This is a genomic window from Bordetella genomosp. 9 (assembly GCF_002119725.1).
Lineage (GTDB): Bacteria > Pseudomonadota > Gammaproteobacteria > Burkholderiales > Burkholderiaceae_B > Bordetella_C.
The window spans coordinates 4,223,154-4,234,976 of the sequence record NZ_CP021109.1 but is presented as its reverse complement, the minus strand read 5'-3'; the positions used below and the strand labels follow the sequence as shown (position 1 = coordinate 4,234,976).

The 11,823-nt window shown below is 64.7% G+C and carries 13 protein-coding genes; 6 read left to right on the top strand and 7 right to left on the bottom strand.

All coding sequences use genetic code 11. The features are described from left to right. The first annotated feature begins 29 nt into the window (after nt 1-29). On the top strand, nt 30-908 hold the full coding sequence (locus CAL13_RS19435; protein WP_086073274.1) for a DsbC family protein: 879 nt from the start codon (nt 30-32) through the stop codon (nt 906-908). Nucleotides 909-954: 46 nt separating this feature from the next. Continuing rightward, nucleotides 955-1,908: a D-2-hydroxyacid dehydrogenase family protein gene (locus tag CAL13_RS19430; protein WP_086073273.1), complete on the top strand. Its 954-nt coding sequence runs from the start codon at nt 955-957 to the stop codon at nt 1,906-1,908. A gap of 344 nt (nt 1,909-2,252) precedes the next feature. Here CAL13_RS19430 and mdoH read toward each other — a convergent pair whose 3' ends face one another. The 5 genes from mdoH to CAL13_RS19405 all read right to left on the bottom strand — a co-directional run bounded on the left by mdoH (nt 2,253) and on the right by CAL13_RS19405 (nt 7,747). Next, nucleotides 2,253-4,781 (bottom strand): glucans biosynthesis glucosyltransferase MdoH, encoded by a 2,529-nt coding sequence (gene mdoH, locus CAL13_RS19425; protein ID WP_086073272.1) that lies wholly within the window; start codon nt 4,779-4,781, stop codon nt 2,253-2,255. Beyond that, a complete protein-coding gene (locus tag CAL13_RS19420; RefSeq protein WP_086059616.1) occupies nt 4,762-6,273 on the bottom strand; it encodes a glucan biosynthesis protein G in 1,512 nt (503 codons plus the stop codon). The genes mdoH and CAL13_RS19420 overlap by 20 nt, the downstream gene beginning before the upstream one ends. A gap of 315 nt (nt 6,274-6,588) precedes the next feature. After that, nucleotides 6,589-6,909, bottom strand: coding sequence for a DUF1488 family protein (locus tag CAL13_RS19415; protein WP_232462446.1), 321 nt, complete (start codon nt 6,907-6,909; stop codon nt 6,589-6,591). 100 nt (nt 6,910-7,009) lie between these two features. After that, the gene (locus CAL13_RS19410; RefSeq protein WP_086073271.1) at nt 7,010-7,390 is read right to left on the bottom strand and encodes a hypothetical protein; all 381 of its coding nucleotides are present in this window, start codon (nt 7,388-7,390) and stop codon (nt 7,010-7,012) included. A gap of 132 nt (nt 7,391-7,522) precedes the next feature. Continuing rightward, nucleotides 7,523-7,747, bottom strand: a complete 225-nt coding sequence (locus tag CAL13_RS19405) for a hypothetical protein (protein WP_086073270.1) — start codon at nt 7,745-7,747, stop codon at nt 7,523-7,525. Nucleotides 7,748-8,101: 354 nt separating this feature from the next. On the opposite strand from CAL13_RS19405, the gene CAL13_RS19400 reads away from it, so the two are divergent. From CAL13_RS19400 to CAL13_RS19385, 4 genes are all read left to right on the top strand, one after another. Continuing rightward, nucleotides 8,102-8,833 carry a TenA family transcriptional regulator gene (locus tag CAL13_RS19400; protein WP_086058843.1) on the top strand — a complete coding sequence of 244 codons (732 nt, stop codon included), beginning with the start codon at nt 8,102-8,104 and terminating at the stop codon, nt 8,831-8,833. A 15-nt stretch (nt 8,834-8,848) separates the two neighbouring features. Then, complete coding sequence (locus CAL13_RS19395) at nt 8,849-9,151, top strand: 2Fe-2S iron-sulfur cluster-binding protein (protein ID WP_086058842.1); 303 nt, start codon at nt 8,849-8,851, stop codon at nt 9,149-9,151. Next, a complete protein-coding gene (locus CAL13_RS19390) occupies nt 9,148-9,471 on the top strand; it encodes a ferredoxin (protein WP_086073269.1) in 324 nt (107 codons plus the stop codon). The genes CAL13_RS19395 and CAL13_RS19390 overlap by 4 nt, the downstream gene beginning before the upstream one ends. A 108-nt stretch (nt 9,472-9,579) precedes the next feature. Beyond that, complete coding sequence (locus CAL13_RS19385; protein ID WP_086058840.1) at nt 9,580-9,870, top strand: 2Fe-2S iron-sulfur cluster-binding protein; 291 nt, start codon at nt 9,580-9,582, stop codon at nt 9,868-9,870. A 92-nt stretch (nt 9,871-9,962) separates the two neighbouring features. Here the strand turns inward: CAL13_RS19385 and CAL13_RS19380 are convergent, their stop codons facing one another. Together CAL13_RS19380 and CAL13_RS19375 are read right to left on the bottom strand one after the other, a co-directional pair. Then, the gene (locus CAL13_RS19380) at nt 9,963-10,892 is read right to left on the bottom strand and encodes an ornithine cyclodeaminase family protein (protein WP_086073268.1); all 930 of its coding nucleotides are present in this window, start codon (nt 10,890-10,892) and stop codon (nt 9,963-9,965) included. Between the two features lie 8 nt (nt 10,893-10,900). Further along, nucleotides 10,901-11,620: a GntR family transcriptional regulator gene (locus CAL13_RS19375; protein ID WP_086058838.1), complete on the bottom strand. Its 720-nt coding sequence runs from the start codon at nt 11,618-11,620 to the stop codon at nt 10,901-10,903. Nucleotides 11,621-11,823: the final 203 nt, after the last annotated feature.

The window sequence follows — 11,823 nt, the reverse complement described above, 5'->3', positions numbered from 1 at the left end:
GGCGCCCGTATGTTCTAGGAGTATTTGCAATGACGATCCGAGCCTGGCTTTCCGCCGCCTGCCTGGCGGTTGCGGCCGCTTCACTGGCCGCGACATCGAGCGCCGCCGACAAGTCCGTCTCCACGCAGTCCGCGGGCCGGCCGGCCGCCGGTGAAACGGTCACGAACACGTCCGGCCTGGCGCCGGCGGCCAAATCCACCAGCACGGACGGGCCAAATCCCGGGGAGAAGGTGGTCAGCACCACACAGGCAGCGCCCACGGACGCGGATGCCGTGGCGGCACGCTTTCACGAACGCTTTCCGGACCTGAACGTCACCGCGGTGCGGCGCACGCCGTATGGCCTGTTCGAAGTGCAAGTGGGCATGGATCTGATCTACACCGACGCTTCGGTGGGATGGGTGATGGAAGGACCGCTGATCGATGCCGTCACGCGCCGCGACGTCACCCGCGAACGCCAGGAGCAGATCGGTTCGATTGCCTTCAGCCAATTGCCGTTGGACCTGGCAATCAAGCGCGTCAACGGCGACGGCTCGCGGGTCGTCGCGATTTTCGAGGACCCCAATTGCGGCTATTGCAAGCAGTTGCGCCAGACGCTGGAAGACGTCCCGAACCTCACGATCTACACCTTCATCTATCCCATCCTGGCCCCGGATTCGCGTGTCAAGGCGCGCGACATCTGGTGTGCGCCCAAGCCCGGACAGGCCTGGGACGATTGGATGGTGCGCGGCAAAACGCCGCCCACGGGCTCCTGCAATGCGCCCATCGATCAGGTGCTGGCCCTGGGCCAGCGGCTGATGGTGCGCGGCACGCCCACCCTGTTCTTCGCCGACGGGTCGCGCGTGAGCGGTGCGCTGCCGCGCGACGAGCTGATGACGTATCTGGATAAATCCTCGCAGAAGGGCGGCTGAGCGGGCAAGCGGCCACGTGTTCCCTCCATCCCTCCAGGAGAAGGCATTGAAGATTGCCATTCTTGACGACTATCACGGCGTGGCGGCGGATTATGCCGACTGGGCTTCGCTCGGTCCGCAAGCCACGGTCCAGGTCTTCCGCGAATATTTGCCCGACGGCCCGGGGCGCATCGCCGCCCTGCAGCCTTTCGATGTGATCGTCATCATGCGGGAGCGCACGCCGTTTCCCGCCGAGCTGATCAACGCCTTGCCGGCCCTGAAGCTGCTCGTGACCACCGGCCTGCGCAACAACGCTATCGATATGGAGGCGTGCAAGGCCCGCGGCATCGTAGTCAGCGGCGCACCGGGCGCGCCCAATGCCGTGAACGCCACGGCGGAATTGAGTTGGGCGCTGATCCTGGCCTTGTTCAAGAACCTCTGCACGGAAAACCAGAACATGCGCCAGGGCCAGTGGCAGACCGGGATGCCACTGCCGCTGAAAGGCAAGCGGCTCGGCGTGATCGGGCTTGGCAAGCTGGGCTCGGCCGTGGCGCGGGTGGGCCGAGCCTTCGATATGGACGTCGTGGCCTGGAGTCCGAATCTGACGCCCGAGCGGGCGGAGCAGGGTGGGGCCCGCTATGCCGGCAAGCAGGAGCTGTTCGCGACGTCCGACGTGGTGAGCGTGCATTTGATCCTGTCCGCGTCCACGCGGCACGTCGTGGACGCCGCCAGCATCGCGGCCATGAAACCCACGGCCTTTTTCGTCAATACATCGCGCGCGGGTCTGGTCGACCAGGACGCCTTGATGGATGCGCTGCGCAATGGGCGCCTCGCCGGCGCGGGCCTGGACGTGTTCCCGGCCGAGCCGCTGCCGCCCGACGACCCGGTCCGGCAGCTGCGCAACGTCGTCCTGACCCCGCACCTGGGCTACGTCAGCGAGGACAACTTCAAGGCTTTCTATGCGAATGCACTGGAAGCGATCAAGGCGTGGGGCGCCGGCTCACCGCTGCGGGTGCTGTAGGAAAGCCCACCCCCGAAGCGCTGGCGCGCTTCCCGCTCAAGGGGGCGCGCCTGCGGACCGGAAGGGAAGCCCACCCCCGAAGCGCTGGCGCGCTTCCCCGCTCAAGGGGGCGCGCCTGCGGACCGGCGAAGCCGGATCCGCGGCGCCCCGGTCGGGTGGCACCTGTGGGTTTTTGGGGCTGGTGCTGTGGCTGTGGCTGGGGCTGGGGCCGGGGCTTGGGCTTGGGCTTAGGTTCGGGTGACCGCGTTTGAGGCGCTGGCGCGCTTCCTGCTCGAGGGGCAAATGAAACGAAAGGCGCCGGGAATTCCCGGCGCCTTTTCTTTGGGTGGCGGTGGGCCGCGGTCTTAGAGCACCGCCTCGGCGGTTTCGAGGTCGGGTTCCGCTTCTTCGCGCGGCGCGGTGCGCTCGCGCAGCTGCACCGCGTGTTCCTCGCGGCTGCGCCAGATGGCGCCGTGCACACGACCCAGGCTGACGGGGTCGTCCAGCAGCTTGATTTTCTGCGGCTCGGACAGCGCGTCTACGCCATATTCCATCACGTGATCCACCTGCTGGCGGCGGTAGGCCTCGTTCAGCGGGTTGGGTTTGTGGCGGGCAGTGGCCATGGCGCACGCCAGGGCGTTCACGCCGGGGTCGACGATGGCGTCCTCGAAATCGGGGATGTGCGGCACGCTGCGGTTCTGGGCGGTGTAGCGCCGTGTCGCCTGCAGCTCGGTCGGCGGGTGCGTTTCCTCCGGAATGCGGAAGAGACGCGACAGATATGCGCGCCGTCCCAGGTCCACCCGGCTGGAATAGACCGACAGCGGGATGATCAGAAGCAGGGCCGCCAGGATCGGGGCCATCCAGAACAGGAACACCGGGTTCAGCCAGGCCACCAGCGCCGCCCAGCATAGGCCCAGCAGGGTCTGCGATCCGTGCCGTTTGAATGCGTCGCCCCAGGTGGTTTCGTTGTTGTCGCGCGCCGGCGAAATCCACTTCGCGGACAGGCCCAGGAACGCCGCCACCACGAAGCGCGTGTGGAACAACATGCGCACCGGCGCCAGCAGCATCGAGAACAGCACTTCCTGCAGCATGCTCGAAAGCACCTTCTGCCGGCCGCCGAACAAACGGGCGCCGCGCGCCCAGACCAGCAGCACGCCCAGCACCTTCGGCAGGAACAACAGCACCGCCGTGGTGGAGAACAGCGCGATCGCCTTGTCCGGATGCCATTGCGGCCAGATGGGGAAGAGCTGGCGCGGCTCAATGAAGTACTGCGGCTCGGTAAGGGTATGCACGGCCAGCAGCGCTGTCGACAGCAGCAGGAACAGGAACCACAGCGGCGCGGACAGGTAGGACATCACGCCGGTCAGGAAGACCGCGCGGTGCACCGGATGGAAGCCCTCGATGAAGAACAGCCGGAAATTCATCAAATTGCCGTGGCACCATCGCTGATCGCGCTGCAGTTCTTCCAGCAGATTGGGCGGCAGTTCCTCATAGCTGCCCGGCAGGTCGTAGGCGATCCATACGCCCCAGCCGGCCCGCCGCATCAGTGCGGCTTCGACGAAGTCGTGCGACAGAATGGCGCCCGCGAAAGCGCCCTTCCCGGGCAGAGGCGCGAGCACGCAATGTCGCATGAAAGGCGCCAGCCGGATGATGGCGTTGTGCCCCCAATAGTGCGATTCGCCCAGCTGCCAATAGTGCATGCCGGCCGTGAAGAGGGGGCCGTACACGCGCGTGGCGAACTGCTGGATGCGTGCGTACAGGCTGTCCATGCCGCTGGCCTGCGGCGCGCTCTGGATGATGCCGGCATCGGGGCTGGCTTCCATCAGTTGCACCAGCCGTTTCAGGCAATCGCCGGTCATCACGCTGTCGGCGTCCAGCACCACCATGTAGCGGTAGTTGGCGCCCCAGCGGCGGCAGAAATCGTCGATGTTCCCGCTCTTGCGCTTGACCCTGCGGCGGCGGCGCCGATAGAAGATGCGCCCGAAGCCCTTGACCGTTTTGCACAGGTCCACCCAGGCGCGCTGTTCGGCCACGCAGATATCCGCCTTGTAGCTGTCGCTCAGGACGAAAATATCGAAGTTCTCCAGCGCATCCGTCTGCGCCAGGGATTCGTAAGTGGCCCGCAAGCCCGCGAACACGCGGGGCACGTCTTCATTGCAGATCGGCATGACGATGGCCGTGCGCGCCGAGGGGTCGAGCGGCGCGTCGGACATTCCGCGAGCGGAAATACTGTAGCGGTCGCGGCCGATCAGCAGCTGCAGAAAGCCCATCATGGCGGTCCAGAAACCCGCCGACACCCAGCAGAACAGGAGCGCGAACAGGAAGAGGATGCCGATTTCCAGGACCTGCTTGCCCTGGTACGGCAGCACTCCCTTCATGTAATAGGTGGCCACGGCCGTTTGCAGCGCCACCATGACCAGGAGCACCAGCCGGCGGCGGCTGCCCGCCAGCCGCCAGCGCGGATCCATGCGAGGCGCGATGGCGTTGTAGTCTTCGGCGGTGCTTGGCGCTTGCCCCCGCAGCCGGCGCCATCCCCGCACCAGCGGATTGGTGATCCACGGCTCCGGGGACATCGGGGTGCGGTTCAGCGGCGGCGCCGAGGACAGGCATACACCCGAGTCCGGCAGCTGCCGCGCCATGGCCTCGATGTCCGGGTCGTCGCCCTCGGCGGCCCGCAGGCGCGCCAGCCCGGAGGCGAGCTCCGGCTCGGCGGCCGCGGCATCATCGCCGGCCAGGGCGCGATGCATGGCCTCGAGCGCCGGCTGTCCTTCGCCGGCGGCCTGCGCGGCGCGTTCGAGTGCGCGTTGCCTGGCCTGCGGCGGTAGCGCCAGGCGTTCCAGGTAGTCTTCGACCGTGTCGGTGCCCGGCACGCTGTTATTTGGCTTCAGGTTCATTCGGAATGCGATAAGTCCAGGTTTCCGACAGCGGCGTCTGGCCGTTGGTCAGGAAAGCCCGCATTTCCACCGGCTTGGTGGGATCCTTCACGTTGACGCGCAAAATCAGGCGGCGCCCGCCCGTGACGCCGTTGGGGCGAACCGTGTTCTCGACGATCTGCCCATTGCCATCGACCCAGGTGTCGGCCGTGACGGTGGCATCGGCGGGCAATGATTGCAGCGAAGGACCGACGAAATCGATGATGTAGGCGATGCTGCCGTCGGCGCGGCGAATCAGGTCGGGGCCTTTCACCTCTTCGCGGGAGCGGCGCGTCTGCATGACCCAAGCAAGCGGCGTGGTGTGGGTCTTGTTTTCATTCAAGGTCCACGTCATGCGGTAGTCGGCGTCCAGCGGTTCGCCCTTGGCCGGCTGCTTTTCAGGAACCCAGAACGCCACGATGTTGTCGTTGGTTTCATCCTTGGTCGGGATTTCGACCAATTGGACGCTGCCTTTGCCCCAATCGCCTTGCGGCTCGATCCACAAGCTGGGGCGCTTTTCATAGTGATCGTCCAGGTCTTCATAGCGGCTGAATTCCCGCCCGCGTTGCAGCAGACCGAAACCGCGCGGGTTCTCCACGCTGAATGCGCTGACCGCAAGACGCCGCGGATTGACCAGCGGCCGCCACAGCCATTCATCGTTGCCGGTGTGTATGGCCAAGCCGTCGGAATCATGCATCTCCGGCCGGTAATTGGGAATCGGCGACGGCTGGTTGGAGCCGTACAGGAACATGCTGGTGATGGGTGCGATACCCAGCCGGCCGACTTGGTCGCGCAGGAAAATGCGCGCCTTGACGTCCACCACGGTGCTGTCGTCCGTGGGCTTCAAGATAAAGCGATATGCGCCGGTGGCGCGCGGCGAATCGAGCAGTGCGTAAATCGTCAGCGTCGAATCTTCCGGGGCCGGGCGCGCAATCCAATATTCGCGAAAGCGCGGGAATTCTTCGCCGGAGGGAAGCGCCGTGTCGATCGCGAGGCCGCGGGCTGACAAGCCGTAGGTCTGGCCCTTGCCGATGACGCGGAAATAGCTGGCGCCCAAAAAGGACGCCAGTTCATCGTCCTTTTTGTCCTTGCTGTTCACCGGGTACAAAACCCGGAATCCGGCGAAGCCGAGGTTTTTCAGCGCGGCAGGGTCCAGCTTGAGATTGCCGTAATCGAAATCGTCCGGATCGAATTTGATTTCATGGACGCCCGCCGCGTCGATCTCGTTGATTTTGACCGGCGTATTGAAATGCATTCCTTCGTGATAGAAGCTCAGGGTGAATTTCGTGCCCGCGTTACGCCAATGCAGATGGTCGTTCTTGAAGCGCACCTGCTGGTAACCGGCGAATTTCAATTCCTGAAGGGAATCCGGAAGATTGGGTTCCGGCGCCTTGTAGCTTTGCCCGGCGAGGTCGCGGGCCTGCTTCATGACGTCAAAGAATGAGAAAGCTTGGGCGGATTGCCCGAGGCCCATGCCGACGAACGCCGCGGTCGACACGCAAAGGGCGGACAATACACCGGTCAGCCGGCGGGAAGAATGCGCAAACACGTGGGATTGCCTCTGGCTCCAAAGGGTTATCGGAATGCAATGTGACACGCGATTTTTGCACAATGTTCCTGGGCATAGGGCTGGCGGCCTGTCAAACGTGAAATAATTTTTTGCGGTGCATCGTAGCCAAGCCGCCGATTCTGCGGCCGCAATCGCGGCTCTGCGCCGCGATTGCGCAGGGTCCCATGCGGCTTGAGGCCGCACCCCATGGTCTGCTGGGGGGAGGCAAGGCTTCCGGCGTCAGCCGTCGAAGTCGCCGGTGCCCAATGTCGTTATGCCGTCGGTCGGCGTATTGAAAGCGGCTTGCGCCACGCTCCGGATTTTTTCGCATCCCCGCTCGAAGCCCCGCAGCAGCGCGCTGCCCGAACTGTCTTCAGCCCCGAAGCACTCGCGCAACGCATCGCCGGAAATTTCGAATTGGCGCGTTTCTCCGTTTTGCGTCAAGGTGAAGAAGATTGCATCGTCTTGCACACGCGCGTGGGTTTCATTTGCAAAATTGCCCATACCTGCATCTCCTGGCGCGATGGATAACGGTCGGCCCGTAAAGCGCGGAGCTGCCATGGCCTCCCCGCCGCAGGCCTGAACCACGAAAGACGCGCGGCCAGCTCTTGCGAGGCGGCCGCGCGATGATGGGCCGGTCTTGCCGGCCGCGCAGGCGGGCTTACTTGCCCGCGCCCGTGGCGGGAACCGATTCGGACGGTTGGGCCGAGTTTCCGGACCGCGTCGAACTGGACGAGCTGCTGCCCGAGTGGCTTTTATCCGAGCGGCTTTTATTCATGCTGCCGCTGTGCTGGGAACCATGACCGCTGGTGCCGCTCTTGTGGGTGGCGGTGCCCTTGCCGGTATTGGATTGCGGCGTCACCGTGGAATTGGGCGCCGGGGAAGCAGTGCCGGGAGGAACCTTGGCGTTATTGGGCGGCGTTGCGGTGGTGTCGTTTGGCGTGGTCGAGGGCGTCGTAGGGGCCGACGACTGCGCGGTAGCGACGCCCGTGGCAAATACGGCGGCAAACGCCAGGGCGGGAGTGAGACGGCGAAGCTTCATGTGTTGCTCCTTGGGGAGTTGAACGAACCCACCGAGGAGCAAACGCCGTGCCCCGACACCGGTTCCATAAGCGGCGTTGCCGCTCAATCTATAAGATATAAGACCGATTCCCGCGCTGAACCCGTTATTGCGTTACTTCGTTTCCGATGCCCATGAATGCGCGGCGCGGTTCTCGCGTGGCGGGCGCGCGGATGCGTTTGTGGCCGGGCGGCGCCAGGCCGCAAACAATTCAGCCAGGCTGCGGGGAAGCAGCGGCACCATGCGGCGGACTTCGGCGCGGCGGGCGAGGTGGGCGGCCATTTGCTCGCCGATCGGTCGAGCCAGATAGGTTTCCTGCGGGGAAAGATGGGTGTTCATGGTAAATACTGATTGCTATTTGACTGAAAACATTATAGCGCGTCAGGGGCGGCAGCTCAATCCCATTCGGGCTTGAAACTCACGTGGCGGGGCTTTTCTGTATGCAATATTCAGCCGTCGCGCAGTCAGGGCGACGCGCTCGCGCGGTGCGGCGCCCCGGCTGCCGCTGCGGGCGGCTCCACCGGAAGGGCCGTTATCTGCGGCAGCGGCCCGTGCTTATCGGTAGGCCCATCGGCTACGGGGATAGCATCTCGGTGTTTACCCCAGGGTGTTCGTCACACCATACGGTATACAATGTGCACTCATGCCGGCGCTATGGCGCGGCATTTCCCCACTCGCAACAAGGAGCCCGCCATGGCCGAACTGATGAGTCGAGACGAATTTCGCACCGCCCTGGAAAACGCCATCAAAGGCAAAAGCGCCAATGCCTCGCCTTTCAGCATTGCCTGGGCTTCGGGCAAGTTGAGCCGTGAACATTTGTGCCGCTGGGCCGAAAACCACTATCACTACGTCGGTCCCTTCGCCGACTACCTGGGTTATCTGTACGCCCGCACGCCCGACCACTACACCGAAGCCAAGGATTTCCTGCTGGCCAACATGTACGAGGAAGAGATCGGCGGCGACCGTCATACGGATCTTCTGATCCGATTTGCAGAGGCGTGCGGGACCACGCGGGAGCGGGTGACCAATCCGGACAATATGTCGCCCACCACCCGGGCGCTCCAAAGCTGGTGCTATTGCGTCGCGATGCGGGAGGATCCCATCGTTGCAGTGGCCGGCCTGGTCGTGGGGCTGGAATCGCAGGTGCCTTCCATCTACCGCAAGCAGACCCCGACGCTGCGGGAGAAGTACGGTTTCACCGATGAGGAAGTGGAGTTTTTCGACCTGCACATCGTCTCGGACGAAATTCACGGCGAACGGGGCTACCAGATTGTTCTGGAGCATGCCAACACGCCCGAACTGCAGCAGCGTTGCCTGAAGATCTGCGAAATCGGCGCGCAGATGCGTCTGCTCTATACGACCGCGCTGTATACGGACTACGTGGAGAAGGACATCCCGTTGCCCGAACTCAAGATGGCCGCCTGAGGCCGGCGAGGGCACATGCCGACAGTCGTGTTTCACAAGGGCGGCGAAACCTATACGGACGTCGTCCAGGACAACGCCAACCTGGTGGTCCGTGCGGGCATCAAGCGCTTTCCCTATCCGCATCTGCGCTATGAATGCGGCATGGGAAAGTGCGCGAAGTGCGCATGCCGCGTGATCGCGGGGGGCGAGCATCTGCCCCCGGTCAACTGGAAGGAAAAAAAGCAGCTTGGCGAGCGCGTCGAGCAGGGGTATCGGCTCGCGTGCCAACTGTGGCTCACCGCCGATATCGAGCTGGCGCAGGACGACGAGGCATCATGACTACGCCGACCGGCCCGGCCTTTTACGCAGTCCTGACCAGCAAGCCGGGCATCTACCACAGCGAACCTGGCGCCGACGTGGAAGTCGTGGAGACCTACGACTACGTCTTCTGCGGCAAAACGAAGGCGGTGTTCCAGATTGTCCGGGCGCCGGGTCCCACGCGCGTGCGCATCGTGGAAGATGCGCCTCCGCACACCGTCAACGTCGTTCCCACGCGCGTGCTGGAGCGCTTCGCGACGCTGGAAGAGGCACGCTGCGCCATCGGTCAGCTGGCGAATTTCGGCACGCTGGACGCCGCCCTGGTGCGGCGCGAGGGATGACGCGCCCGATTCCGACAGCAAGTCCCACATCGGCCATGGACCCCGGCGGCATACGGGTCATGCCTTCAGACCTGGACCAAGGCTCCTTCTTCGTACCGGCATCCCATCATGGTTGAAATCACTTTTCTCACGAACGGCGGCAAGGTCGTCACCGCGCCGCCCAACAGCAATCTGCTGCGCGTGTCCCTCAAGGAAAAGGGCGGCATCCCGTTCAAATGCGGCGGCGGCCTGTGCGGCACCTGCAAATGCCTGATCGAAGAGGGCCTGGAGAACACCGACGCGGTCAAGCCCAAGGAGCGCCGGCATCTGACGCCCGAAGACTTCGAGAAAGGCTACCGCATGGCCTGCCAGACCTTCGTCAATGGCAATATCAAGGTGTCCTGGGAACCCGGGCGTTGAGCGGACGCTTTGCCGGCGGCGATTGGCCGCCGCCTCTTCCGGCTATCTAGATTCTGCGGCGCCGCCGCCGTAGCGGGGCGCCGTGGACTTGATCAGGGTTGCGGCAAGCCGCGGCTTTCGGCGATGCGGCGGTAGGCGAGGCCAGCCACCGCGATGTCCTCCAGCCCCACGCCGACCGACTTGTAGATGAATATCTGGTCCGCGTGTTGGCGGACGACCTTGTCCGACAGCACCTCGGCGAGCTCAACGATCTTTTCCGGCGGCAACGCATCCCGCGAGGCCAGCACAATGTCGCCGGCCTCGGTCAGGGATTGGGGTTTCCATTCCACCACCAGACGCGCGGCGCGGCGCAGGGCCTCGTCGTCGAGTTCGCGCGTGTGCGGCAGGCTCGACCCGATGGCGGCCACGAAAGCGCCGTTTTTCAAGGCGCCGCCGCTGAACAGCGGCGTCGTCGAGCGCGAGGCCGTCACCACGATGTCGGCGGCGGCCGCGATTTCCTGGGGATCCGTTTCCACGACGGGCACCCCGATCCTTGCGGAAAGCGTGTCGGTGTAGCCGCGTGGCGCGTGCGGGTCGTGCACCAGCACCTGCTTCAATCCGAAGGCTGCGGTCATCTGGGCGGCATGCTCGGCGCCCTGGGTGCCGGCGCCGTACAGCCCCAGCGTGGCGGCGTCGGGACGGGCGAGCGCACGTGCGGCGAGCACGCTGCACGCCGCCGTGCGCCGCCGCGTCAGGGCGGCGGCATCGAACGTCGCCAGCGGGCGGCCGTCGCGCGCGGAGAACAGCAGGATGACAAAGGAAAACTGCCCCTGGATCGTGGTGTAGACCTTGGCGCCCACAACGTCCTGGCCGGGAATGACCGCGCCCAGCGTGGATAGTTTCACGCCGCCGCTGTCGGTGCGTTCGCGCTTCTGCATCGCCGCCTGCCCCTGGCCGAACTGGCGAAAAGCGTCGAGCAATATATTCTGGGCGTCACTGGGCGAGACGGCCGCATCGACCATCTCATCGGAAATATGCAGCATGGCGGTTCTCAGGTGGAAGAGGGCTTGGACTGCTGCGCTTCGGTGTAGGCCTTGGCGGCATTGTGAACGTGCTGGCTGGCCAGCAGGGCCGCGAGATCGCCGTTGCCCGCGATGACCGCATTCAGGATCTGCGCGTGTTCGTCCCAGTTCTGCTTGGCGCGCCGCATATTGCTGGGCGCGAAGAGCAGGGCCGTACGATCGCGCAGTGAGCGCATCAGGTCGGTGAGCACCACGTTGCCCGCGATCGTGGCCAGCATCTCGTGGAATTCGGAATTGAGCGCCAGGAAGCGCTCCAGGCTATCCGCGCGGGCGGCGTTGTTGCCCTCGTCCAGAAAGGCCTGCAGCCGGGCGACAGTGCTCTGGTCGCGCCGCTGGGCCGCGAGCTTCGCGTTCAGGCCTTCCAGCGTGGCGCGCACTTCTATCATGTCATGTGCGACGGCGTCCGACAGGACCGCCACGGAAGCGCCCCGCCGCGGTTCGATGGTAACGAGGCCCTCGGCAGCGAGGGCCCGCAACGCTTCACGCACAGGAATGCGGGAAACCCCCATTTCGTCCGACAGCCGTCCTTCCACCAGGCGATCGCCCGGCGTGAACTCTCCGCTGAGAATGCGTTCCCGCAGCTTGTCCCGCACCACGGCAAACAATTGGGGATGCTGCTCGCCGATCTTCAGCGAAGCGGGGGGCGGGGGCGTGCGGGCTGCCGTTGACGAAGAATTGGATGTGGGCATGGCGGCGGTCGGCGTACGAGCGGTTATCTCCAGTGTCATTGTATTACTCCGCCGGTCGCGGGCCTCCTTGCCGGTATGTCGTTTTGGCGCACAAACAGTATACCGTATTCCGAATGGAGGCGCAGCGGGTGCGCCGTAGACACGCCAGGCTGCGGCGAAACCTATCGTATTCCCTAGGCGGGGGGTTTTGATACTGGCGGTCG

Bases quoted from the DNA above. Each gene is read 5' to 3' on its own strand.
- CAL13_RS19400 (WP_086058843.1), top strand. From the start codon at position 8,102: ATGGCCGAACTGATGAGTCGAGACGAATTTCGCACCGCCCTGGAAAAC.
- CAL13_RS19410 (WP_086073271.1), bottom strand. From the start codon at position 7,390: ATGAAGCTTCGCCGTCTCACTCCCGCCCTGGCGTTTGCCGCCGTATTT.
- CAL13_RS19420 (WP_086059616.1), bottom strand. From the start codon at position 6,273: ATGGGCCTCGGGCAATCCGCCCAAGCTTTCTCATTCTTTGACGTCATG.
- CAL13_RS19380 (WP_086073268.1), bottom strand. From the start codon at position 10,892: ATGCTGCATATTTCCGATGAGATGGTCGATGCGGCCGTCTCGCCCAGT.
- CAL13_RS19395 (WP_086058842.1), top strand. From the start codon at position 8,849: ATGCCGACAGTCGTGTTTCACAAGGGCGGCGAAACCTATACGGACGTC.
- CAL13_RS19435 (WP_086073274.1), top strand. From the start codon at position 30: ATGACGATCCGAGCCTGGCTTTCCGCCGCCTGCCTGGCGGTTGCGGCC.
- CAL13_RS19385 (WP_086058840.1), top strand. From the start codon at position 9,580: ATGGTTGAAATCACTTTTCTCACGAACGGCGGCAAGGTCGTCACCGCG.
- CAL13_RS19375 (WP_086058838.1), bottom strand. From the start codon at position 11,620: ATGCCCACATCCAATTCTTCGTCAACGGCAGCCCGCACGCCCCCGCCC.
- CAL13_RS19415 (WP_232462446.1), bottom strand. From the start codon at position 6,909: ATGGCAGCTCCGCGCTTTACGGGCCGACCGTTATCCATCGCGCCAGGA.
- CAL13_RS19390 (WP_086073269.1), top strand. From the start codon at position 9,148: ATGACTACGCCGACCGGCCCGGCCTTTTACGCAGTCCTGACCAGCAAG.
- mdoH (WP_086073272.1), bottom strand. From the start codon at position 4,781: ATGAACCTGAAGCCAAATAACAGCGTGCCGGGCACCGACACGGTCGAA.
- CAL13_RS19405 (WP_086073270.1), bottom strand. From the start codon at position 7,747: ATGAACACCCATCTTTCCCCGCAGGAAACCTATCTGGCTCGACCGATC.